General features: G+C 63.9%; 20 protein-coding genes. 8 read left to right on the forward strand and 12 right to left on the reverse strand.

The features are described from left to right. Positions 1-62 precede the first annotated feature (62 nt). A complete protein-coding gene (locus tag ACQKOE_RS01405; protein WP_427511226.1) occupies positions 63-2015 on the forward strand; it encodes a potassium transporter Kup in 1953 nt (650 codons plus the stop codon). Between the two features lie 3 nt (positions 2016-2018). Here ACQKOE_RS01405 and ACQKOE_RS01410 read toward each other — a convergent pair whose 3' ends face one another. From ACQKOE_RS01410 to ACQKOE_RS01445, 8 genes are all read right to left on the reverse strand, one after another. Next, complete coding sequence (locus tag ACQKOE_RS01410) at positions 2019-3164, reverse strand: pyridoxal phosphate-dependent aminotransferase (protein WP_427511227.1); 1146 nt, start codon at positions 3162-3164, stop codon at positions 2019-2021. 86 nt (positions 3165-3250) lie between these two features. After that, a complete protein-coding gene (locus tag ACQKOE_RS01415; RefSeq protein ID WP_427511228.1) occupies positions 3251-3835 on the reverse strand; it encodes a urate hydroxylase PuuD in 585 nt (194 codons plus the stop codon). A 107-nt stretch (positions 3836-3942) separates the two neighbouring features. Continuing rightward, positions 3943-4605: an inner membrane-spanning protein YciB gene (locus tag ACQKOE_RS01420; protein ID WP_374591346.1), complete on the reverse strand. Its 663-nt coding sequence runs from the start codon at positions 4603-4605 to the stop codon at positions 3943-3945. Continuing rightward, positions 4605-5543: a signal recognition particle-docking protein FtsY gene (gene ftsY / locus ACQKOE_RS01425; protein WP_427511229.1), complete on the reverse strand. Its 939-nt coding sequence runs from the start codon at positions 5541-5543 to the stop codon at positions 4605-4607. The genes ACQKOE_RS01420 and ftsY overlap by 1 nt, the downstream gene beginning before the upstream one ends. Then, complete coding sequence (locus ACQKOE_RS01430) at positions 5540-6709, reverse strand: MiaB/RimO family radical SAM methylthiotransferase (protein WP_427511230.1); 1170 nt, start codon at positions 6707-6709, stop codon at positions 5540-5542. The genes ftsY and ACQKOE_RS01430 overlap by 4 nt, the downstream gene beginning before the upstream one ends. Then, positions 6709-7524 (reverse strand): diaminopimelate epimerase, encoded by an 816-nt coding sequence (dapF, locus tag ACQKOE_RS01435; RefSeq protein WP_427511231.1) that lies wholly within the window; start codon positions 7522-7524, stop codon positions 6709-6711. Before dapF ends, ACQKOE_RS01430 begins: the two co-directional genes overlap by 1 nt. 45 nt (positions 7525-7569) lie before the next feature. After that, positions 7570-9201 (reverse strand): putative bifunctional diguanylate cyclase/phosphodiesterase, encoded by a 1632-nt coding sequence (locus tag ACQKOE_RS01440; RefSeq protein WP_427511232.1) that lies wholly within the window; start codon positions 9199-9201, stop codon positions 7570-7572. 118 nt (positions 9202-9319) lie between these two features. Next, positions 9320-10258 carry an isopenicillin N synthase family dioxygenase gene (locus tag ACQKOE_RS01445; RefSeq protein WP_427511233.1) on the reverse strand — a complete coding sequence of 313 codons (939 nt, stop codon included), beginning with the start codon at positions 10256-10258 and terminating at the stop codon, positions 9320-9322. 64 nt (positions 10259-10322) lie between these two features. Between ACQKOE_RS01445 and ACQKOE_RS01450 the strand changes: the two genes are divergently transcribed. After that, the gene (locus ACQKOE_RS01450) at positions 10323-10748 is read left to right on the forward strand and encodes an EVE domain-containing protein (RefSeq protein ID WP_374591328.1); all 426 of its coding nucleotides are present in this window, start codon (positions 10323-10325) and stop codon (positions 10746-10748) included. A 326-nt stretch (positions 10749-11074) separates the two neighbouring features. On the opposite strand, the gene ACQKOE_RS01455 is transcribed toward ACQKOE_RS01450, so the two are convergent. Next, on the reverse strand, positions 11075-12745 hold the full coding sequence (locus ACQKOE_RS01455) for a thiamine pyrophosphate-binding protein (RefSeq protein WP_427511234.1): 1671 nt from the start codon (positions 12743-12745) through the stop codon (positions 11075-11077). Between the two features lie 144 nt (positions 12746-12889). On the opposite strand from ACQKOE_RS01455, the gene ACQKOE_RS01460 reads away from it, so the two are divergent. After that, positions 12890-13081, forward strand: coding sequence for a hypothetical protein (locus ACQKOE_RS01460; protein ID WP_427511235.1), 192 nt, complete (start codon positions 12890-12892; stop codon positions 13079-13081). On the opposite strand, the gene ACQKOE_RS01465 is transcribed toward ACQKOE_RS01460, so the two are convergent. After that, positions 13069-14379, reverse strand: a complete 1311-nt coding sequence (locus ACQKOE_RS01465) for an MFS transporter (RefSeq protein ID WP_427511236.1) — start codon at positions 14377-14379, stop codon at positions 13069-13071. The two genes, ACQKOE_RS01460 and ACQKOE_RS01465, sit on opposite strands and share 13 nt — an antisense overlap. Before the next feature lie 110 nt (positions 14380-14489). Between ACQKOE_RS01465 and pgsA the strand changes: the two genes are divergently transcribed. Then, a complete protein-coding gene (gene pgsA / locus ACQKOE_RS01470; protein WP_374591317.1) occupies positions 14490-15083 on the forward strand; it encodes a CDP-diacylglycerol--glycerol-3-phosphate 3-phosphatidyltransferase in 594 nt (197 codons plus the stop codon). Positions 15084-15087: 4 nt separating this feature from the next. On the opposite strand, the gene ACQKOE_RS01475 is transcribed toward pgsA, so the two are convergent. Together ACQKOE_RS01475 and rnd are read right to left on the reverse strand one after the other, a co-directional pair. After that, a complete protein-coding gene (locus tag ACQKOE_RS01475) occupies positions 15088-15984 on the reverse strand; it encodes a hydrogen peroxide-inducible genes activator (protein WP_427511237.1) in 897 nt (298 codons plus the stop codon). Then, on the reverse strand, positions 15981-17240 hold the full coding sequence (gene rnd / locus ACQKOE_RS01480; protein WP_427511238.1) for a ribonuclease D: 1260 nt from the start codon (positions 17238-17240) through the stop codon (positions 15981-15983). Before rnd ends, ACQKOE_RS01475 begins: the two co-directional genes overlap by 4 nt. Before the next feature lie 116 nt (positions 17241-17356). On the opposite strand from rnd, the gene aspS reads away from it, so the two are divergent. The 4 genes from aspS to mltG all read left to right on the forward strand — a co-directional run bounded on the left by aspS (position 17357) and on the right by mltG (position 21875). Next, the gene (gene aspS / locus ACQKOE_RS01485; RefSeq protein ID WP_427511239.1) at positions 17357-19138 is read left to right on the forward strand and encodes an aspartate--tRNA ligase; all 1782 of its coding nucleotides are present in this window, start codon (positions 17357-17359) and stop codon (positions 19136-19138) included. Between the two features lie 125 nt (positions 19139-19263). After that, positions 19264-19500: an acyl carrier protein gene (locus ACQKOE_RS01490; protein ID WP_374591306.1), complete on the forward strand. Its 237-nt coding sequence runs from the start codon at positions 19264-19266 to the stop codon at positions 19498-19500. A gap of 135 nt (positions 19501-19635) precedes the next feature. Continuing rightward, positions 19636-20898 (forward strand): beta-ketoacyl-ACP synthase II, encoded by a 1263-nt coding sequence (gene fabF, locus ACQKOE_RS01495; RefSeq protein WP_374591303.1) that lies wholly within the window; start codon positions 19636-19638, stop codon positions 20896-20898. Next, complete coding sequence (mltG, locus tag ACQKOE_RS01500) at positions 20898-21875, forward strand: endolytic transglycosylase MltG (protein WP_427511240.1); 978 nt, start codon at positions 20898-20900, stop codon at positions 21873-21875. Before fabF ends, mltG begins: the two co-directional genes overlap by 1 nt. The last annotated feature ends 23 nt before the right edge of the window (positions 21876-21898 follow it).

Below are 21898 nucleotides of genomic sequence, written 5' to 3' on the forward strand. Positions count from 1 at the left end.
CCGCATTTTGCCCAGGTGCTAGGCGCATCGCGTCGCGCCGACTCAAGGGGGTAGCAGGTTCGATGAGTGACCAAGTCCACACCGGTGGCGACGCGCCCGAAGCGGTTCACTCCGCCGAAGGGCACGGCCATCACCAGGGCAAGCTGATCGCCCTGGCCATTGGCGCCATCGGCGTCGTCTTTGGCGACATCGGGACCAGCCCGCTCTACGCTTTCCGCGAAACCTTCGCCTCGCACCACGGCGCGCCGGGGATTCAGGTCGATCCGGTGCACATCCACGGCGTGCTCAGCCTGGTGTTCTGGTCGATGATGATCGTGGTGACCTTCAAATACGTCCTGACCATCATGAAGGCGGACAACAAGGGCGAGGGCGGCAGCTTGGCCCTGCTCGCGCTGATCAACCGCAAGTCCGAGAATGCCAAGTGGACCGGGCCGTTCGTCCTGCTCGGCGTATTCGCCACGGCGCTGTTCTATGGCGATTCGATGATCACCCCGGCCATGTCGGTGCTTTCCGCGACCGAGGGCCTGCAATATGTCGCGCCCGGCCTGAAGCCGATGATCGTGCCCATCGCGGTGGGCATTCTGGTGGGGCTGTTTGCGATCCAGTCGCGCGGGACGGAAAAGGTCGGCAAGCTGTTCGGGCCGATCATGATGGCCTATTTCCTGACCCTTGCCGCGCTGGGCATCATGCACCTGTCCGTCATGCCCAGCATCGTGCTGGAAACGGTCAATCCGCTCAACGCTTTGAACTTCTTCCTGACTGACGGCTTCCGTGCCTTTGTGGCCATGGGCAGCGTGGTGCTGGCCGTGACCGGGGCAGAGGCGCTTTATGCCGACATGGGCCATTTCGGGCGCAAGCCGATCGGGGTCAGCTGGCTGTCGTTCGTCCTTCCCTCGCTGATGCTGAACTACATGGGGCAGGGGGCTTTCGTCCTGTCGCAGGACCCGGCCGAAGCCGCGGCGATCATCAAGGATCCCTTCTTCCTGATGATCCCGGACTTGGTCCGCGTGCCGGTGATCTTCCTGGCCCTGGCGGCCACGATCATTGCCAGCCAGGCCGTCATCTCCGGGGCGTTCAGCCTGACCCAGCAGGCGATCCAGCTGGGCTTCATGCCCCGCATGCAGATCAAGCACACCAGCGCCTCCGCCGCCGGACAGATTTACATTCCGACGCTCAACTGGGGCCTGATGATCATGGTCATCATCCTGGTCCTGTTCTTCCGTTCCTCCAGCAACCTGGCTGCGGCCTATGGCATCGCGGTGACGGGGGCGATGTTCATCGACACGCTGCTGCTGGCCGCCGTGCTGGTGACGCTGTGGCGCTGGCCATTGTGGAAGGCCGCGCCGCTGGTGCTTGTCTTCATCATCGTCGATCTGGCCTATCTGGGTGCGAACCTGATCAAGGTGCCGGATGGCGGCTGGGTGCCGCTGACCATGGGCCTCTTGATCTTCACCATGCTGACCACCTGGTCGCGCGGGCGGGCACTGATGCGCCAGTCAATGGCCGAGGGCACCATCCCGATGGAGATCTTTGCCAAGAGCGCCCATTCCAGCGCACAGCGCGTGCCCGGAACGGCGATCTTCATGGCCAGCACCAGCGCGGGCGTGCCTTCCGCCCTGCTGCACAATATCAAGCACAACAAGGTGCTGCACGAACGCGTGATCGTGCTGACGGTCGAGATTCAGGACGTGCCCTTCGTGGCGGAGGAAAACCGCAGCCAGTGCAAGGACCTGGGCCAGGGCTTTTACCGCGTTTCGCTGAAGTACGGTTTCCTTGAGGAAACAGACGTTCCCGCCGCGCTCAAGACCGTCAACATGTGCGGCGAGCCGTTCGACATGATGAAGACCAGCTTTTTCCTGTCGCGCCAGACCCTGATTGCGTCGAGCAAGCCGGGCATGGCGATCTGGCGCGAAAAGCTGTTCGCCTGGATGCTGCGCAACGCGGCCAGTGCGATGTCGTTCTTCCGCCTGCCGTCAAACCGCGTGGTCGAACTGGGCAGCCAGGTCGAGATCTAGGGTCTAGCCGCGCGCGCCCTTGTTGCGCGCGGCGAACCACGGCTCCATCCGGCGGATTGCCTCTTCGATTTCCGGGGTGGAAACGGCGAAGCTGATCCGGACGAAATGATTGCCGTCGACCGGGTCAAAGTCGATCCCCGGAGCCGTGGCAACGCCCGTGTCCTGAAGCAGCTGCTGGCAGAATTCCAGCGCGTTGTCGGTATATTCCGACACGTCGGCATAGATGTAGAAGGCCCCGTCCGGCGGCGCGATGCGCGCAAGGCCGAGCTTGGGCATGGCTTCCAGAAGCAAGGCCCGGTTGCGGGCATAGGTGGCCAGGTTGGCCTCCAGTTCGGCGGTGCAGTCCATCGCCACCAGTCCGGCGTGCTGCGCCAGGCTGGGCGGGGTCAGGAACAGGTTGCCCATGCGCGCCTGGGCCGCGCCGATCCCTTGTTCCGGCACGATCAGCCAGCCCAGCCGCCAACCGGCCATCGACCAGTATTTGGAGAAGGAATTGACGACCAGCGCCTGCGGCTCGAACTCCAGGATCGAAGGCGTTTCCACGCCATAAGCGATGCCGTGATAGATCTCGTCCGAAATGATCACGATGCCGCGTTCACGGCAGACCCGGGCGATGGCCTCAAGCTCGTCACGCGGGATGATCGTTCCGGTCGGATTGGCCGGGCTGGCGAGGATCAGGCCTTTCGGAGCCGGTTCCATCTCCGCCAGCGCCTCGGCCGTCATCTGATAGCGTTCCGCTTCGCCGCAAGGCACTTCCACTGGTTCAAGGTGCAGCGCGCGGCAATTGTTGCGGTAGGCGACATAGCCGGGCCGGGCAAAGGCGATGCGGTCGCCCGGGTTGAAGCTCATGTTCAGGGCCATGACCAGGCCGGGCGAAGCGCCGTTGGTCAGGATGACCTGCGTCGGCTTGATCGTGACGCCGTACCAATCGGCATAGTGCTGGACAATGCGGGCCTTGAGGTCCGGGCTCTGCCAGTAACCCATCGGATCGCTGTCGAGCACGCGGTGGGCGGCGGCGATGGCCGCGGCGGGGGCGCCGGTGGACGGCTGCCCGAATTCCATATGGATCACGCTGCGCCCTTCGGCCTTGAGGCGGTGGGCGAGCTCTGAAACGGCGATGGCGCGGAAGGGATCGATCTTGGCAGTCATGCCAGCGCCCTAGTCAGACGCCGGGCAAAAGAAAAGCGCGACGCTCGTTTCCGGGCGCCGCGCCTTTCTTTTGATGATTAGCTGGTTCAGCCCAGGTTGGCGCTGACCATCGCGTAGAGCATCGGCAGCGACAGCAGCACGTTGGTGCGGCTGGCGTAGAGCGCGCGCGGAGCGGCTGCGGCCTTTTCCTCGGCGCTGGCTTCCACCAGGCCCAGGATCTTCTGCTGGGCGGGCCAGATGATGAACCACACGTTGAAGGCCATGACCATGGCCAGCCACATGCCGATACCGATCAGCTTGACCGCGCCTTCACCGGCGAAGGTCAGGGCCGGGACGAGGTACCCGGCGTGTCCGGCAATCGACAGGCCGGTCAGCACGGTCAGCAGCGCGCCATAGCGGAAGAAGAACAGCACCTTCGGCGCGATATAGCCGGTGACGCCGCCCTTCAGTTCGGCCGGAATGGCGGGCATGGTCGGCACCTGGACGAAGTTCAGGTAATAGAGCAGACCGATCCAGACGATGCCGAAGAACAGGTGCAGCCAGCGCATCACATCGTTCACGACTTCGCCCGCTCCGGTACCGGTAACGTCAGCGAACTGCATGATAACCACGACTGCGAGCACCAGGCCCGTCAGCAGCACCAGGTGCAGGTTTCCGAAAAACTTGGCCATTTGCTTCCCCCTAAATTGAAGCGTGTTCGTGCGTTTGAACTTTTGACCCAGGTTAAATGGGTCGCGAGCGCCTTATTGCGCGGTTGAAGCGCTTTTGCGAGTAATTTTCACTCGTGCGGCGGATCGCTCAGCACTTCGCCCTCGGCCTCCTGCAACAGCCCGTGCCGGATCAGCATAGGCAGCTGGGTGAAAGTGAAGAGGAACGAGAGCGGCATGAATAGCCACAGCTTGAGCGAAATCCAGGTGCCGAAATTGCCTTTTTCGACATTGTAGTAATGGCGCAGCACTTCGTTGAGCAGGGCCAGGAACAGGAAGAACAGGCCCCAGTTGCGCGAGAGTTTCAGCCAGCCGGTATCGTTCAGCCCTTCGAAGGCGGCTTCCAGCAGGTACTTGAGATAAGCCTTGCCGCGCGCCGCACCCACCAGCAGGACGGCGCCGAACAGCAGGTAGATGGCGGTCGGCTTGACCTGGATCCAGATCGGATCGCGCAGCAGGATGGTCAGGCCGCCGAAGCCGACGATCAGGACCGTGGAAAGCCACAGCATCGGCGAAATCCGCCCCAGTTTCCAGCGCGAGACGCCCAGCGCAACGATGGCGGCAATCATGAAGGAGGCCGTGCCTTTGACCACGGCCACCACCTCGGCCAGCGCATCGTGCTGATCGCTGGGCGGGGAATACTGGCGGTAGACGAGGAAAAAGACCAGGACCGGTCCGTAATCGACCAGCAGGTTCAGCCAGCCCGACTTCGCCTTGGGTTTCGTTTCTGCCATCACGCCACCCCTGCGATGACGCGGGCGACCAGATCGGGGTCGAACGGGCGCAGATCGTCGATCTTTTCGCCGACGCCGATGGCGTGGATGGGCACGCCGTATTGCTCGGCAGCGGCAACCAGCACGCCGCCGCGCGCCGTGCCGTCCAGTTTGGTCATGATCAGGCCGGTCACGCCAGCAACCTCCTTGAAGATTTCAATCTGCTGCAAGGCATTTTGCCCGTTCGTCGCGTCCAGCACCAGCACAACGTCGTGCGGCGCCTCCGGGTTCAAGCGGCCCAGCACGCGGCGGATCTTGGCCAGTTCGTCCATCAGCTCGCGCTTGTTCTGCAAGCGGCCCGCAGTATCGACGATCAGCGCGTCGATGCCCTTGTCGGTCGCCGCCTTGACCGCATCGAACACGACGGCAGAGGGATCTCCGCCTTCCGGCCCCTTGACGATCTCGATGCCCAGCCGGTCGGCCCAGACGCCCAGCTGCCCGATCGCTGCCGCGCGGAAGGTGTCACCGGCGGCGAGCATCACCGAATAGTCGAGTTCCTGGAACAGGTGTGCCAGCTTGGCGATGGTCGTGGTCTTGCCCGAGCCGTTGACCCCGATCACCAGGATCACTTGCGGGCGGGGGAAGGCGACGATGTCGAGCGGTTTGGCCACGGGGCGCAGGATGGCGGCGATTTCCTCGGCCACAGCCTGACGGATCGCCGTTTCGTCCGCGCCCTTGTCAAACCGTTCGCCCGCCAGCTTGGCGCGGATCCGGGCGGCGGCGCGCGGGCCAAGGTCGGACAGGATCAGCGCATCCTCGATCTCGTCCAGCTGCGCATCGTCCAGCCGGGTCTTGGAAACGATCCCGGCCAGGTTTTCGGTGAGTTTTTCAGAAGTCTTGCGAAAGCCGCCGAACAGGCGGTCCGACCAGCTGGTGCTGCCAGTTTCGTCCGCGCTCATGCCAGGTAGCCTTCGACAATTCGGGTAGGGGTGACGGTCACAATCGTTGCTGCCTCGGTTCCGGGTGGCAACTGCACCCGGGCAAAGTTCGGCGCATGGCCGGTTCCGTCCCGTTCGGCAAGCACTTCCAGCGGCTGTCCGATCAGGCTTTCAAGCCACCGCGCTCGCTCTGCCGCCACGGCTTCGCGCAGCTGTGCGGCGCGGGCTTTAACGATGGGCGGAGCGACCTGCGGCATCCGCGCGGCCGGTGTGCCGGGGCGGGGCGAATAGGGAAAGACATGGCCGTGAACCAGGCCGAGCTCGGAAATGATCGAAAGGTTCGCCGCATGCGCCGCTTCATCCTCGGTCGGGAACCCGGCGATCAGGTCTGCGCCAAAGGCCACGTCCTGCCTTTGCCCGCGCAGCCGTGCGACCAGTTCGGTCGCCTGGGCGCGGCTGTGGCGGCGCTTCATGCGTTTCAGGATCAGGTCGTGCCCATGCTGCAAGGACAAGTGGACATGCGGCATGACGCGGCTGTCGCGGGCGATCAGGTCCAGCAGTTGCGGATCGATCTCCACTCCGTCGACCGAGGACAGGCGCAGACGGCCAAGCTGGGGAAAGGCATCGAGGATTGCGGCGACCAGCGCGCCAAGGGCCGGGCTTCCGTCCAGGTCATGCCCCCACGAGGTAAGGTCAACCCCCGTCAGCACCATTTCGCGGCTGCCCAGGGCCAGGTGCCGCTCGACCTGGCGGAGCGCATCGGCAATCGACAGTGAGCGGCTGGGGCCGCGTCCTTGCGGGATGACGCAAAAGGTGCAGGCGTGATCGCAGCCGTTCTGCACGGCGATAAAGGCGCGGGTGTGCCGCCGCATTTCGGCGCGCTGAGCAGGGACATTCCAGGCGCGCGGATCGAGCTTGGCCGTGTTGGGGATCAGGCCGTCCACTTCGGGCATGGCGGACAGCGCGGCGCGCTCCACCTCGGCCGCGCAGCCGGTGACGAGCAGCCGGGCCTCGGGCCGGTCGCGGCGGGCGCGGCGGATCGCCTGGCGGGTCTGGCGCACGGCCTCTGCCGTGACGGCGCAGGAATTGATCACGACCAGATCGCCTTCCTGCGCCAGAATGCCGCGCAGTTCCTCGCTCTCCGACAGGTTGAGCCGGCAGCCGAGTGAAATCACCTCGGCCCCCATCACTCGGCTCCGAAGTCTGCCGGATCGAAGTCGCCGCGGAAACTGATCGTCGCCGGGCCGGTCATCAGGATGCGGCCAGCCTCGGTCCATTCGATCTGCAAGTCGCCGCCGGGAAGGGAGACCGTCACCCGGCGTTCCACCAGCCCGCGCCGCATCGCGCCGATGGCCGTGGCGCAGGCGCCGGTCCCGCAGGCCCGCGTCTCGCCCGCGCCGCGTTCCCAGACGCGCAGACGGATGTGGCTGCGGTCAAGCACGGTGGCGACATTCACGTTGATCCGGGCGGGGAACATGGGATCGTGCTCGATCTCTGGCCCCAGCCGGTCCAGTTCAACCGCCGTGCAGTCCGGCACGAAGAAGATCACGTGCGGATTGCCGACATTGACGGCGGTGGGATTCTCCAGCGCTTCCCAGGCCAGCGGCATGTGATGGGTGTCCATCGCATAGGCCAGCGGGATCTGGTCCCATTCAAAGCGCGGTTGGCCCATGTCGACGGTAATGCCGCCAGCGCTTGGCGCAACCTCGATCAAGCCGCCCAGCGTTTCCACCATGGCGCGCTGGCCAATCAGCAGGCCGATCGCGCGCGAGGCATTGCCGCAGCTTTCCACTTCGCTGCCGTCCTGATTGAAAAAGCGCGCCTTGAGGTCCGCCTTGCCGGATGGTTCCAGCACGACCAGCTGGTCGCAGCCGATCCCCGTGCGGCGATCCGCCAAGGCCACGGCAAAGGCGCTGCTCAACGCCGGAAGCGCTTGCGCACGGCCGTCCAGCACGACGAAATCGTTGCCCAGGCCGTGCATCTTGATGAAGGGAACGCGCATGTCCTGCGCTCTATGCGCTGGCGGGCGCGGCGTAAAGGTGGCCCGTCAGGCGATGCGCGCGGCGGGGAGCCCTGCTTCGTCAGCAGGGTCGTAGTCGGCGGCGACGACAGGCCGCCGGGCCAGCCCTTGCGCGCCCAGTTCCTCGCGGATTTCGTCGGCCGACTGGGGTTGGCCATAGAAGAAGCCCTGCCCCCGGAAGTCACCGAACTGGCAGAGCCGGACCAGCGCATCCTCGGTCTCGATGCCTTCGGCCGTAATCGGCAGTCCCAGCCCTTCGCCCAGCGAGATGATGGAGCGGACGATGGCCGCGCTTTCGGCGGAATGGTTCAGCGTAGTGATCAGGCTGCGGTCGATCTTGATCCGGTCGAACGGCAGGGCGCGGAGCCGGGACAGGGCGCTTTGCCCGGTGCCGAAATCGTCCAGGATGATCCGCACGCCCTGATTTTTCAGGCTGGTGATCATCGTGCCCAGCAGGCCCAGGTTTTCCTGCAAGGCGCGTTCGGTAATCTCGATCTCAAGCCGGCTGGGCGGGAAGTTGTTTTCGATCATCAGCTTGAGCAGCTTTTGCGCGAACCACGGATTGCGCAGCTGGCAGGCTGAAATGTTGATCGAGAGGCTGAGCCGGGGTGCCCAGTCGCGGGCGTCGATAAAGGCCTTGCGGATCAGGCTTTCCGACAGGACTTCGATCAGGCCGATTTCTTCCGCGATCGGAATGAAGACGTTCGGGCCGATCTGGGGCGGTCCGGCGGACTCCCATCGCGCCAGCATTTCGAAGCCGGTCAGCTCGCCCGTGCGCAGGTCGATCTGCTTTTGATAGAACGGAACGAATTCATCCTGGGCGACCCCATGGCGAACCCGCGATTCCAGCTCGCGGCGCAGGCGCAGCGCCTGTTCCATCGCCGGATCGAACCAGCAGTGACGGTTCCGGCCGCGCTTTTTCGCGTGATACATCGCGATGTCGGCATTGTGCAGCAGGGCAGGAGCTTCTTCGCGCGAATCCGGAAGATGCGCGGCCATCCCGGCGGAGATCGTTGTTTCGATTTCCGCCCCGGCGAAATGGACCGGACGCGCGACGGCACCGATCAGGCGCTCGACCAGATGGTCGATCTGGTGCGGACGTTCCGGCGCATAGCTGACCGCACAGGCAAATTCGTCGCCGCCGATTCGCGCCAGCAAGGCATCCTCGGGCAGGATTTCGGCGAGGCGGCTGGCCGCTTCGACCAGCAGGGTGTCCCCGGCAGCGTGGCCGTTCAGGTCATTGACCTGCTTGAACTTGTCAAGGTCCAGCATGATGATCGCCACGGCCTTGCCTTGCTGGGCGGCTTCCTGGCACAGACGGTTGGCGGCGGTGCCCAGCGAGCGCCGGTTGAGCAAGCCGGTCAAGGCGTCGGTTTCCGCCAGCAGCCAGGCCTTTTCCTCGGCGCGGCGGCGGGCTGCAACCTCGTCGGTCAATTCGCGGTAGCGCTGCCAGCCCAGCATCACGATGGCGATGTTGAGCAGCAGCGCGGTGGTCAGCAGCCGGTCAGGCCCGGGCCCATCGCCCAGCATCGCATGTATCGCATCAGGGATGACCGCGCTGCCGATGCCGACGAACATGATGATGGCGGCCAGGGCAATCCCGCGCGCAGCGACATCGCTCTCCGTGCGCCCCAGGTGCTCCTCGCACCTGGGTTGCAAACGCTGCAAAGCAGGCGTTGACTGCGGTTTGTCCTGGGCACCCATCGGCATAGTTTTTGAAACTTGCCAAAAGGTACTGAAATTTAGGTTAATGTACCTGAAAATTGCCTGTAAATCGCTATTTTTTAAGGCCAATTTCCTTCAGGCGCTGCTGCAAAAATTCGTCTGCGGTTATTGATGCAGGATAACGATCGGGATTTTCAGGCGTGATGCACTGCGGCAGCGTCTTGATCGGAAAGTCGCTGCGCAGGTGCAGGAAGAACGGCATCGAGTAGCGGCTGAAGGCCGCGCGTTCGGGGTTCGGATTGCGGACGCGGTGGATCGTGGAGGGCAGGGTGTGGTTGGTCAGCCGCTCCAGCATGTCGCCTACGTTGATGACCATGGCCCCTTCTGGCGGGGATGCGCTGATCCACTCCTTGCCCTGGTAAAGCAGTTCCAGCCCCGCCTCTTCTGCGCCCAGCAGCAGGGTAATCAGGTTGATGTCGCCATGCGCCCCGGCGCGGATCGCTTCCCCTTCGATGTTGTTGAGCGGTGGATAGTGCAGCAACCGCATGACCGAATTGCCGTCCTCGATCGCCGGATCGAACCAGTGCTCGTCCAGGCCGAGATAGAGCGCGATGGCGGACAGGATCGTCGCCCCGGTCGCGTCGAACTGGCGGTAGAGTTCCGAGAAGACTGCCTGGAAATCATCCGGTCGATTCGGCCAGACGTTGGGCGGCATCGATGCATCGGCCAAGGGGCTGCCTTCGGGCAGGTCGCGCCCGATGTGCCAGAATTCTTTCAGGTCGTGCGCCTTGGCATCCTTGGCGATTTCGACGCCGAACGGGGTGTAGCCGCGCGCTCCGGCAATGGCGGGGTTGTGATAGCTGCGCTTTTCTTCCTCGGGCAGGGCGAAGAATTCCTCGGACAGCTTCCAGGCGCGGTCGATCAACGCGCGGTCGATGGCAAAATCCTTCACCATCGCAAAGCCGAATGTCTTGAAACTGTCGCCAATTGCCTGGGCAAATTCGGCCTTGGGCATGGTCAGGGAAAGAACGGGGAGGGTAGTCAGGCTCATGGAGTGGACGCTTTCGCAAATCTGATGCAATGGGCGCGCCATAGCCCCTTTCGAGAGTTCTGGCATGACGAAAATCAAGAGTTACTGGCTGATGAAATCGGAACCCGATGTGTACAGCTGGGACGACCTGGTTGCGGAAGGGGAAGGCACCTGGGACGGAGTGCGCAATTACACCGCGCGCAACAACATGCGGGCGATGGAGCCGGGCGACCAGGTATTCTTCTATCACTCGAACATCGGGGTCGAAATCGTTGGAATTGCCGAAATTACGCAATCGAACATTCCCGATCCCACCGACGATACGGGCCGCTGGTCAGCGGTGAAGCTGAAGCCGGTGCGCAAGCTGAAGCGCAGCGTGACGCTGAAGGAAATCAAGGCCGACCCGGCCCTGGCCGACATGGACCTGCTGACCAAGTTCCGCCTGTCCGTCTCTGCCGTCAAACCGCAGGAATGGGATCACATCCTGCGGCTGACGGGGGATGCGGCTTAGAATTCGTCGCAGACCTATCTTCATTCTTCCTTGCGAGCGGAGTGAAGCAATCCGGGGCGGTTTAAGCGGCCCTGGATTGCCGCGTCGCTGCGCTCCTCGCAATGACGAGTGAAATGGGGAAACCGTTCGTGGTGAGGAGGGTCCGAAATCGCAGATTGAGGAGCCGTCTCGAACCACAGCACCAACCGCAGTCCTTCGAGACGGCGCTTCAGCCTGCGGCTTCACCGCCTCCTCAGGACGAACGGACTAGAGGATTTCGCGCAGAGGACGCAGAGTTGTAATTTCTCTGCGTCCTCTGCGATCTCTGCGCGAAACTTTACTCCGAGCTAACCCTTCGCGCGGGCGCGCAGGGCGGAGACGGTTGTGCCGGCGGCGCTGAGCTGTTCAACCTCGATAATCAGGTGAAGCAGGCGCAGGCCCTTTCGCTCTTTCGCTTCGGCCAATGCCGCGTTGAATTCGGCAGTCGTTTCCACCCGGCGCGCCCAGCCGCCATAGGCGATGGCCAGTGCGGCAAAGTCCGGGTTGTGCAGGGTGGTCCCCGAAATCCGCTCTGGAAACTCGCGCTCCTGATGCATCCGAATCGTGCCGTAAGCGCCATTATCGACCAGCACGACCAGCATGTCGCAGCCGTACTGGACGGCGGTGGCCAGTTCCTGCCCGTTCATGAGGAAATCCCCGTCTCCGGCCAGAGCCACGACTGTCCGTTCCGGATGGCGCAGGGCCGCAGCGACGGCGGCTGGCACGCCATAGCCCATGGCTCCGGCAGTCGGGGCAAGCTGGGTCGGAAAGCCGTTGTAATGCCAATAGCGGTGCCACCACCCCGAGAAGTTACCCGCGCCGTTGCAGATGATGCTGTCATCCGGCAGGGCTTCGCGCATCGCGGTGACGCAGGCCGCCATGTCGAGCGCATAGGGGGCAGGCGCGGCGGTGGTCCATTCCAGCCACTCACAGTGCGCCTCGCGCCCGGCGTCGAAGGAGACGATGTCATCGTCCCACAGCGCCGCCGTCTCGGCGAACTCCGCCATGTCGGCACAGATGGCCAGGTCCGCGCGGTAGACGTGCCCCAGTTCGTTCGGGTCGGGATGGACGTGGACCAGGGTCTGGCCTGGATGATCGGGCGTGATCAGCGTATAGCCGTCCGTCGTCGCCTCGCCCAGGCGCGCGCCCACGGCCAGGATCAGGTCGGCCTCCTTGATCCGCTGGACCAGCTTGGGGTTGGGGCCATAGCCCAGGTTTCCGGCCCAGACCTTGCTGGAGTTGGAAATGGCGTCCTGGCGGCGGAATGCTCCGGCCACGGGCAGGCCGATACGCTCGGCAAATTCGGTGAAATGCTCGCGCGCCTTGGCGTGCCAGCCTGCGCCGCCGACGATGGCGATGGGCGCTGCCGCATCCTCCAGCAGGCCCATCAGCGCGCCCATGGCATCGGGGCAGACCGGCTGGGCTGGGCGATAGACCGCCGGGCGGGGCAGGACGTCGCTGACTTCTTCCAGCAGCATGTCCTCGGGCAAGGCAATCACCACCGGACCGGGACGACCGGCCTGGGCCACGGTCCAGGCGCGGGCGATGTATTCCGGAATGCGGCGGGGATCGTCGATGCGCAGGACCAGCTTGGCGAGCGGGCCGAACATCTGGCCGAAATCGACTTCTTGGAACCCTTCGCGGTCCTTCATGCCGCGATCGACGTCGCCAATGAACAGCAGCATCGGCTGCGAATCCTGCATGGCAACGTGCACGCCGATGCTGGCATTGGTGGCGCCGGGACCGCGGGTGACGAAGCAGACGCCGGGGCGCCCGGTCATCGCGCCATCGGCACAGGCCATGAAGGCCGCGCCGCCTTCCTGGCGGCAGATCACGGTCTGCACTTCGGGCGAATCGTGCAGGGCATCGAGGACCGCCAGGAAGCTTTCCCCCGGCACGGTAAAGACGCGGTCGGCCCCCTGGGCGATCAGGCAATCGACGAGCAGCCGCCCGCCATTCACGGTCGAAGTCTGGTTCATGGGTGGACCTTAACCGCCTCAAATCAAACCGGCAACGCGAGTGAAGGCAATTCCCCCGCATGGTTGTTGCCGGACTACGAGAATCTACGGGTTAACCACGTTTTCCGGCTGGTCCGATGGTCAACAAGTCCTTAATCTGGAGGCATGAAGCGGCGGAGCCTGGTCCTGACGAATGAAGCGGCGCGACACCCGTTGCGCGCGCGGCTGGGCCTGGGGCAGTGTCAGGACCTGCCGCAGCCAAAGCGCGGCTGGCGCGGCATCACGGCGCAGGACGTGCGCGAATTCCTGCTGGCCTATTGCGCCTGCTTCCTGGCGGTCAGCCTCTATATCGCCTGAGCGGCGCGCTCTGCCTGGACCAGTTTGCGGGCCAGGTGCGCGGAATAGATGCACATCACCGCGCTCAGCAGGACCTGGTTCACGATCGAAACGCCTGCTGCCGATAGCCCGCTGGCGAGCAGCGAGCCGATCACCATGGCCCCGGAATTGACGATGTTGTTCGCCGCGATGGTCCGCGAGGTCTGGGTCTTGTCGACGAAGGTGGTGAGAAAGGCATAAAGCGGCACCACGAACATGCCCCCGGCCACGGCAATGCCAAGCAGCGCCAGCAGCAGCGGAATCGCCAGCGGCATCGCGATGAACCCGGCGGTGTCGTAAAGCGATCCTTCCGGAAGCTGCGGCCACTGCCGGCAGATCAGGAAGAACACGCCGACGAAGGCCGCCATGACCAGCACCGAAGCCGGAGAATAGCGCGCCGAAACCGTGCCTTTCAGCAGGGCGTTGACCGACATCGAACCAATCGCCACGCCGACCGAGAAGATCACCAGGAACAGGCTGGCCACTTCCTTGTTGGCGTGCAGCACGTGCTTGGCGAGCGGCGGGAACTGGATGAACAGGACGGTGCCGACGGTCCAGAAAAAGCTGATCGCCATGATCGCCAGGAACACTCGCTTGTCATGGGCGGTACGCTTCACCAGGTCGATCGAGGCGCGCACGAAATGATAGTCGAGCGGCTCTATCTCTCCCTGCGGCGGGGCAGGGGGGACGTGGCGGCTGGTGATGTAACCGACCACCGACGTCGCCAGAACAGCCAGGGCCGCCCATTCCACCTCGATCCAGCCCGCAACGATGGTTCCGGCCAGGATCGCGATATAGGTGCCTGCTTCGACCAGCCCGGTCCCGGCCAGAACCTCGTCCTGGTGCAAGTGCTGCGGCAGGATCGCGTACTTGATCGGGCCGAAGAAGGTGGAATGCACCCCCATGCCAAGCAGGGCCAGCAGCATCAGCGGAATGGCCAGCGTGGTCACCATGGTGCCTTGCCAGGCGAGGAACAGGCCCGCGCCGCCAACCAGCATGATGCCGATTTCAGCCGCTTTCACCATGCGGATGATTCGCGCTTTGTCGCGCATGTCGGCCATTTGTCCGGCAATCGCGGAAAGCAGGAAGAATGGCAGGATGAAGATGGCCGAGGCAATCGCGCTGAACTGTGCGCCTTCCTGCTCGGACTGATAGACCTGGTACACGACGAACAGGACCATCGCGTTCTTGAACAGGTTGTCGTTGAAGGCGTTGAGCAGCTGGGTGACGAACAGCGGCAGGAAACGCCGACTGTGGATCAGGTGGGTCTGGGTAGTCATGCAGGTTTCAGCGGTCCCCGTTTGGCGCGGACCCTAGCGGCGATTGCCTATGGGACAAGTGCAAAGTCTCCTCTTTTGCACCGGGGACTTGGTCGCTATCGAAGGGGGCGATGATGTCTCTTCCCAACATCCTTACGCTTTCGCGGATCGTGGCCTTGCCGCTGCTGGCCTTCCTGATGTGGTGGCCGGACTGGGAGTGGGGCTATCTGATGGCCTTTGCGCTGTACTGCGCCATGGGCATTACCGACTATTTCGACGGCTATCTTGCCCGGTCGAGCGGGACGGTCAGCAAGCTGGGGATCTTCCTCGATCCGATTGCCGACAAGATCATGGTCGCCACGGTGATCCTGGTGCTGGCCGCGCAAGGCGTGCTGCGCGGGCCCTATGTCGGCGATGCCCATGTGATTGCGGGGCTGATCATTCTGGCCCGCGAAATTGCCGTATCGGGCCTGCGTGAGTTTCTGGGCGGATTGCAGGTCTCTGTGCCCGTAAGCCGCCTGGCGAAGTGGAAAACGACCTTTCAGATGGTCTGTCTGGGTGCGCTGATCCTGGGCCGGGCCATGCCCTGGTGGACGGTGGAGCTAGGAGGCCTCAGCATGAACGTGCCGCATACCGTGGGCCTGACCACGCTGTGGGCCGCTGCCGTGCTGACCGTGATCACCGGCTGGGATTACCTGCGGGTCGGCCTGAAGCACATGGATTGAGCGCCTAGCCGGCGCGCAGTTCCTCCGCCAGCAGGCGGAATTCCTCGGCGCGCGGGCTGTTCTTGCGCCAGACCAAGGCAATCTCGCGGTTGGCGCTTTCGCTGATGAGCGGCCGCGCCACGACCTGCGTTCCGTTCAGGATGCCAGCGTCCAGCGCCATTTCCGGCAGCATGGTCAGGCCCAGGCCGTTGTCGACCATCTGCACCAGGGTATGCAGGCTGGTCCCGATCATCGTGGCAGAGGCGCGCAGTTCCGGGCGGTTGCAGGCGGCCAGCGCATGCTCTTTCAGGCAGTGCCCGTCTTCCAGCAGCAGCAGGCGGTTCTCGTCGATAAGATCGGGCGAGATTTCCTCGGGCGGATCGCGCGGGTCGTCCTTGGGGAAGGCGACCCACAGCGCGTCCAGCTCGATCGTTTCCTTTTCCACTTCGCCAGTCGGGAAGGGCAGGGCGAGCAGCACGCAGTCCGACCGCCCGTGATGCAGCGATTCGATGGCGGCAGCGCTGGGTTCTTCGCGCAGGAACAGCTTGAGCTGCGGCCGTTCACGCCGCAGGCGCGGCAACATGCGCGGCAGCAGGAAGGGCGCGATGGTCGGGATCACGCTCATCCGCACTTCGCCCGACAGCGGCTGGCCAGCGGACTGGACCATGTCAGACAATTCCTCCGCCTCACGCAGCAGACGGTGGGCCTTGGACACGACCGCATTGCCCAGCGGGGTAAAGCGCACCGCGCGCTTAGTCCGTTCGACCAGGGCCACGCCCAGCAGCGTTTCGAGGTCACGCAGACCTGCGGAAAGCGTCGATTGCGAGACGAAGCAAGCGTCCGCCGCCCTGCCGAAGTGCCCATGTTCGTGCAATGCCACCAGGTATTGCAGCTGCTTGAGCGTCGGCAGGTAGGTGCTCATTCGCTGTCCTCCGCTGCCGGTTCGGACAGAGGTTCGGCTTCCGGTTCTGACTGGGCTTCCGGTTCAGCCTGGGCTTCCGGTTCAGGCGCAGGTGCTTCGATCCGGGTCATTTTCAGGCGGCCATTGACCACGGCAAAGGCCATCTTGCCCTCGACCAGGTCCAGCGCGTCCTTCCCGAACACTTCGAAACGCCAGCCTTGCAGCAAGGGCAGTTCGCGAATCCCGGCGGCGAGCAGTTCCAGATCCTCGCTGCGGGCCAGCAGGCGCGAAGCGACGTCGATTTCGCGGCTGCGAATCTTGAGCAGCAGCTTGAGCAGGTCGGCCACCAGCGCGCCTTCCTTGCCCAGCGGCGCGCCGCGCGGGGTGCGGGCGGGCATTTCCGCCTCGGTCAGCGGTTTGGCCGCCTCCAGCGTCGCCATCAACCGCTTGCCGATCTCGTTGTCCTTCCACGCTGCGGAAAGCCCGCGCACCTTGGCCAGGTCGGCCTGGGTCTTGGGCGGGTGGGAGGCAATGTCGGCAACCGTTTCATCGCGGGCAATGCGGCCGCGCGGGATGTTCTTGTCCTGCGCTTCCAGTTCGCGCCAGTGGGCCAGAGCCTTCAGCCGTCCCAGCATGGCCGGATTGCGGCCCGGCGCCTTGATCCGCTGCCACGCTTCGGACGGGTCGTTGCGATAGCCAGCCGGATCGGCCAGCTTTTCCATTTCGATGTCCAGCCATTCGCCGCGCCCGGTCTTGATCAGGCGTTGGAGCAACTTGGGGAAAATCCGGGCGAGGTGGGTAACGTCGCCAATCGCATAGTCGATCTGGCGTTCCGTCAGCGGGCGGCGCGACCAGTCGGTAAACCGCGCGCCCTTGTCGATGGTCATGCCCAGCCACGATTCGACCAGGTTGGAATAGCCGATCTGCTCGCTCTGGCTGACGGCCATCATCGCGATCTGCGTGTCAAAGATCGGGTGGGGGGTCTTGCCGGTCAGGTTGTAGACGATTTCGACGTCCTGCCCGCCCGCGTGAAAGACTTTCAGCACGTCCTCGTTATCGACCAGCAGGTCCAGCAGCGGGGACAGGTCGATGTCCCTGGCCAGCGGATCGATCGCGGCCGCTTCGTTGGTGTCCGCAATCTGGATCAGGCAGAGTTCCGGCCAATAGGTGTTTTCGCGCATGAATTCGGTGTCGACGCACACGAAATCGGCCTTGGCAAGGCGGGCGCAGAGTTCCGAAAGGGCTTCGGACGTGGTAATCAGGGGATGGATTTTCATTCTTCTTTTTCTTCAGGTAGGCCCGTGCGGGCCTGCGGCTTGACAAATCTGCGGCTATCGCCTGTTAGCCGCGCTTTCGCCCCTGCAACAAAGTGGGCCGCTTGGAAAGAGTTTCGATGCACATTTATCGTTCGCACACCTGCGGCGCCCTGCGCGCCAGCGACGTCGGCCAGACCATCCGCCTTTCGGGCTGGGTCCACCGCAAGCGCGATCACGGCGGCGTCCTGTTCGTCGACCTGCGCGATCACTACGGCATGACCCAGATCGTCGCCGACGTGGACAGCCCGGCCTTGCCGGTGCTGGAAGGGCTGCGGGTGGAATCGGTTGTCACCATCGAGGGTGAGGTCAAGGCCCGCAGCGCCGGAACCGTGAACCCGAACCTGCCGACCGGTGAGATCGAAGTGTTCGCCCGCTCCGCCACGGTGCTCAGCCGCGCCGAGGAACTGCCGATGCCGGTCGCCGGTGAGCAGGAATATCCCGAGGACGTGCGCCTGAAGTACCGCTTCCTCGACCTGCGCCGCGAAACGCTGCACGCCAATATCGTCAAGCGCACCCAGATCATCCGCGAAACCCGCCGCCGGATGGAAGACATCGGCTTCACCGAATATTCGACGCCGATCCTCACTGCGAGCAGCCCCGAAGGCGCGCGTGACTTCCTGGTCCCCAGCCGCATCCACGCGGGCAAGTTCTTCGCGCTGCCGCAGGCGCCGCAGCAGTACAAGCAGCTGCTGATGGTCGCCGGGTTCGACCGCTATTTCCAGATCGCGCCGTGCTTCCGCGACGAAGACCCGCGCGCTGACCGCCTGCCGGGCGAGTTCTACCAGCTCGACCTGGAAATGAGCTTCGTCACCCAGGAAGAAGTGTGGGAGACGATGGAGCCGGTCATGGCCGGGATCTTCGAAAAGTTCGCCGATGGCCGCAAGGTCACCCCGGCGGGCGAATTCCCCCGCATCCCCTATGCCCAGGCGATGCTCGACTATGGCACGGACAAGCCGGACCTGCGCAACCCGCTGATCATCCGCGACGTAACCAGCGAATTCGCCGCATCGGGCTTTGGCCTGTTCGAAAAGATCGTCGGTTCGGGCGGCGTCGTGCGCCTGATTCCCGCGCCGGACACGGCGGACAAGAGCCGCAAGTTCTTTGACGACATGAACGAGTGGGCGCGCAGCGAAGGCCATGCCGGCCTGGGCTATGCCACCCGCAAGGATGGCGTGTTCGGCGGCCCCATCGCCAAGAACCACGGCGAGGACAAGATGGCCGCGCTGTGGGATTCGCTGGGCCTTGGCCCGAACGACGGCGCGTTCTTTGCCGCGGGCAAGGAAGACCAGGCCGCCAAGCTGGCCGGTCAGGCCCGCGTCCGCGTTGGGGAGCAGCTGGAACTGACCGAGCAGGACGCGTTCCGCTTCTGCTGGATCGTCGATTTCCCGTTCTACGAATGGGACGAGGACAACAAGAAGCTCGACTTTGCGCACAACCCGTTCTCGATGCCGCAGGGCGGGCTTGAGGCGCTGGAAGGGCAGGACCCGCTCACCATCAAGGCCTATCAGTACGACATGGTCTGCAACGGTTACGAACTGGCCTCGGGCTCGATCCGCAACCAGCACCCGGACCTGATGGTCAAGGCGTTCGAACTGGTTGGCCTGAGCAAGGCCGACGTTGAAGAACGCTTTGGCGGAATGTACCGCGCGTTCCAGTATGGCGCGCCGCCGCATGGCGGGATGGCCGCCGGTGTGGACCGCATGGTCATGCTGCTGTGCGGGGTGCAGAACCTGCGCGAAATCACGCTGTTCCCGATGAACCAGCGGGCCGAAGACCTGCTGATGGGCGCACCGTCTTTCGCCGAACCAAAGCAGCTGCGCGAATTGCACATCCGCGTGGTGGAACCTCCGAAGGCCTAAGCGCTTTTGTGGGCAAACTGCTTCGTTTCCGTGAGGAAGCCGCGCACCCTCTTGCCAGCGCGCGCGGCGTTCTCTAGGGCGAGGTCCGAACAAATTTCATCTGCCGTTCACGAAGGGACATATCCATGAGCGACACCGCCGATCGCGTTAAGAAGATCGTTGTCGAACACCTCGGCGTCGAGGCTGACAAGGTTACCGAAGATGCCAGCTTTATCGACGATCTGGGCGCCGACTCGCTCGACATCGTTGAGCTGGTGATGGCGTTCGAAGAAGAATTCGGCGTCGAAATCCCGGACGATGCTGCTGAAAAGATCAGCACTGTCGCCGATGCGATCAAGTACATCAACGACAACAAGGGCTGATTGCCTTTGGCCCACAGGCCCGACCGGCGTTTCCCGGCCCTTGAAGGTACGGTTTGACGTAGTTCGCGGTCTTTGACAGGCTCGGCCCCGCAAAGGGCTGGGCCTGTTGTGTTTTGAGGTTTTGGAGATAGTGCAATGCGGCGTGTCGTCGTAACCGGACTTGGCCTTGTCACCCCCCTGGGCGGCGATGTCGAAACCACCTGGGCCAACCTGATCGCCGGCAAGAGCGGCGCGGGCAAGATTACCCGCTTCGATACGGCCGATCACAAGTGCCACATCGCCTGCGAGGTAAAGCCTGCGGATCACCCGTGGGGATTCGATCCGATGAAGCGCGTGGATCACAAGATCCAGCGCCAGGTCGATCCGTTCATCGTCTATGGCATCGATGCTGCCGGACAAGCGCTGGAAGATGCGGGCCTGGCCGAAATGGACGACGATCTGAAGCTGCGCACCGGCTGCTCGATCGGTTCGGGAATCGGCGGTTTGCCGGGGATCGAAAGCGAATCGATCGTCCTGCACGAGAAGGGTCCGGGCCGCGTCAGCCCGCACTTCGTCCATGGCCGCCTGATCAACCTGATCTCTGGCCAGGTCTCGATCAAGTACGGCCTGATGGGTCCGAACCACGCTGTGGTCACGGCTTGCTCTACCGGCGCGCATTCAATCGGCGATGCGGCGCGGATGATCCGCGATGGCGATGCCGATGTGATGCTGGCGGGCGGTGCGGAAAGCACTGTGAACCCGCTCGGCGTGGCTGGCTTTGCCCAGGCGCGCGCGCTTAATTGCAGCTATAACGACCGCCCCGAACAGGCCAGCCGCCCCTATGACAAGGACCGCGACGGTTTCGTGATGGGCGAGGGCGCGGGCGTTGTCGTGCTGGAAGAATACGAACACGCCAAGGCGCGCGGCGCGAAGATCTATGCCGAAGTGGTCGGCTATGGCCTGTCGGGCGATGCCTATCACGTCACCGCCCCGCACCCCGAAGGAAAGGGCGCGGAACTGGCCATGCGCATGGCGCTGAAGAAGGCCGGAATGGGCCCGGGCGACATTGACTACGTCAACGCCCACGGCACCTCGACCATGGCCGACACGATCGAGCTGGGCGCGGTAAAGCGCGTGCTGGGCGACGATCTGGCCGGTGCCTCGATGAGCTCGACCAAGTCGGCCATCGGCCACTTGCTGGGCGGTGCCGGTGCGGTTGAGGCGATCTTCTGCATCCTGGCGATCCGCGACCAGATCGTGCCGCCGACGCTGAACCTCGACAATCCGGACGAAGGCACCGAAGGCGTCGACCTGGTGCCCAAGGTGGCCAAGAAGCGCACCGTGCGCGCCGCGCTGAACAACTCGTTCGGCTTTGGCGGCACCAATGCCAGCATCATCGTCAAGGCTGTGGAAGACTGATGTTCGGATCTCGCAGGGGCCGCAAGCCGTTCATCGCGGCGGCGGCCCTGCTGCTTGGCTTCATGGCCTGGTTCCTGGGCGGTTGGTACGTGTCCGGCCCGCTGGTCAAGGAAGCGGCTTTCCGCGTGCCCGATGGCTCGAGCCTGTCCAGCGTGGCGGCTAAGCTTGAAGCGGAAGGGGCTATTTCCTCGGCCACCGCCTTCAAGCTGCGCGCCCGGGTGCTGGGCATGGGGTCCAAGGTCAAGGCAGGGGAATTTGCCCTGCCGGCCGGGGCCTCCATGGCGCAGGTGTTCCGCTTGCTGACCGGCGATGAAGTGCTGCGCCGCTTCGTCACCGTGCCCGAAGGAATGCCTTCGATCATGGTCTATGAGCGGCTGATGGCCAATCCGCTCCTATCGGGAGAGATCGCCGTTCCCGCCGAAGGCTCGATCCTGCCCGATACTTACGAAATCCAGCGCGGCGAAAGCCGCCAGGCGGTCGTTGCGCGGATGCAGGCAGCGATGAAGCAGGCTCTGGCCGAGGAATGGGCCAAGCGCGGCAAGAACGCGGTCGTGCAAAGTCCGCAAGAAGCGATCATCCTGGCTTCCATCGTCGAGAAGGAAACCGGCAAGGCCAGCGAACGGACCATGGTGGCCGGGCTCTATTCCAACCGCGTGCGGGAGGGGATGCGTCTACAGGCCGATCCCACGATCATCTATCCGATCACCAAGGGCAAGCCGCTGGGCCGCCGCATTCTCCAGTCGGAAATTCGCGCTGTGAATGACTACAACACTTACACCATGGCGGGCTTGCCCAAGGGGCCGATCACCAACCCGGGGCGCGATTCGATTGCTGCCGTGACGAACCCGGCGGATACCGATGTGCTGTACATGGTGGCCGATGGCAGCGGCGGCCACGCCTTTGCCAAGACCCTGGACGAGCACAACGCCAACGTCGCCAAGTGGTTCAAGATCCGCAAGGAACGCGGCGACTTCTAGGCAAAGCCGCCGCGTCCGGTGAT

Source organism: Novosphingobium sp. NPDC080210, from assembly GCF_050281025.1.
In the GTDB taxonomy this organism is placed as follows: Bacteria; Pseudomonadota; Alphaproteobacteria; order Sphingomonadales; family Sphingomonadaceae; genus Novosphingobium.

Bases quoted from the DNA above. Each gene is read 5' to 3' on its own strand.
- ACQKOE_RS01460 (WP_427511235.1), top strand. From the start codon at position 12,890: ATGAAGCGGCGGAGCCTGGTCCTGACGAATGAAGCGGCGCGACACCCG.
- pgsA (WP_374591317.1), top strand. From the start codon at position 14,490: ATGATGTCTCTTCCCAACATCCTTACGCTTTCGCGGATCGTGGCCTTG.
- ACQKOE_RS01455 (WP_427511234.1), bottom strand. From the start codon at position 12,745: ATGAACCAGACTTCGACCGTGAATGGCGGGCGGCTGCTCGTCGATTGC.
- ACQKOE_RS01420 (WP_374591346.1), bottom strand. From the start codon at position 4,605: ATGGCAGAAACGAAACCCAAGGCGAAGTCGGGCTGGCTGAACCTGCTG.
- ACQKOE_RS01430 (WP_427511230.1), bottom strand. From the start codon at position 6,709: ATGGGGGCCGAGGTGATTTCACTCGGCTGCCGGCTCAACCTGTCGGAG.
- ACQKOE_RS01445 (WP_427511233.1), bottom strand. From the start codon at position 10,258: ATGAGCCTGACTACCCTCCCCGTTCTTTCCCTGACCATGCCCAAGGCC.
- mltG (WP_427511240.1), top strand. From the start codon at position 20,898: ATGTTCGGATCTCGCAGGGGCCGCAAGCCGTTCATCGCGGCGGCGGCC.
- ftsY (WP_427511229.1), bottom strand. From the start codon at position 5,543: ATGAGCGCGGACGAAACTGGCAGCACCAGCTGGTCGGACCGCCTGTTC.
- dapF (WP_427511231.1), bottom strand. From the start codon at position 7,524: ATGCGCGTTCCCTTCATCAAGATGCACGGCCTGGGCAACGATTTCGTC.
- fabF (WP_374591303.1), top strand. From the start codon at position 19,636: ATGCGGCGTGTCGTCGTAACCGGACTTGGCCTTGTCACCCCCCTGGGC.
- ACQKOE_RS01405 (WP_427511226.1), top strand. From the start codon at position 63: ATGAGTGACCAAGTCCACACCGGTGGCGACGCGCCCGAAGCGGTTCAC.
- ACQKOE_RS01450 (WP_374591328.1), top strand. From the start codon at position 10,323: ATGACGAAAATCAAGAGTTACTGGCTGATGAAATCGGAACCCGATGTG.
- ACQKOE_RS01490 (WP_374591306.1), top strand. From the start codon at position 19,264: ATGAGCGACACCGCCGATCGCGTTAAGAAGATCGTTGTCGAACACCTC.
- ACQKOE_RS01410 (WP_427511227.1), bottom strand. From the start codon at position 3,164: ATGACTGCCAAGATCGATCCCTTCCGCGCCATCGCCGTTTCAGAGCTC.
- ACQKOE_RS01475 (WP_427511237.1), bottom strand. From the start codon at position 15,984: ATGAGCACCTACCTGCCGACGCTCAAGCAGCTGCAATACCTGGTGGCA.
- ACQKOE_RS01465 (WP_427511236.1), bottom strand. From the start codon at position 14,379: ATGACTACCCAGACCCACCTGATCCACAGTCGGCGTTTCCTGCCGCTG.
- ACQKOE_RS01415 (WP_427511228.1), bottom strand. From the start codon at position 3,835: ATGGCCAAGTTTTTCGGAAACCTGCACCTGGTGCTGCTGACGGGCCTG.
- rnd (WP_427511238.1), bottom strand. From the start codon at position 17,240: ATGAAAATCCATCCCCTGATTACCACGTCCGAAGCCCTTTCGGAACTC.
- aspS (WP_427511239.1), top strand. From the start codon at position 17,357: ATGCACATTTATCGTTCGCACACCTGCGGCGCCCTGCGCGCCAGCGAC.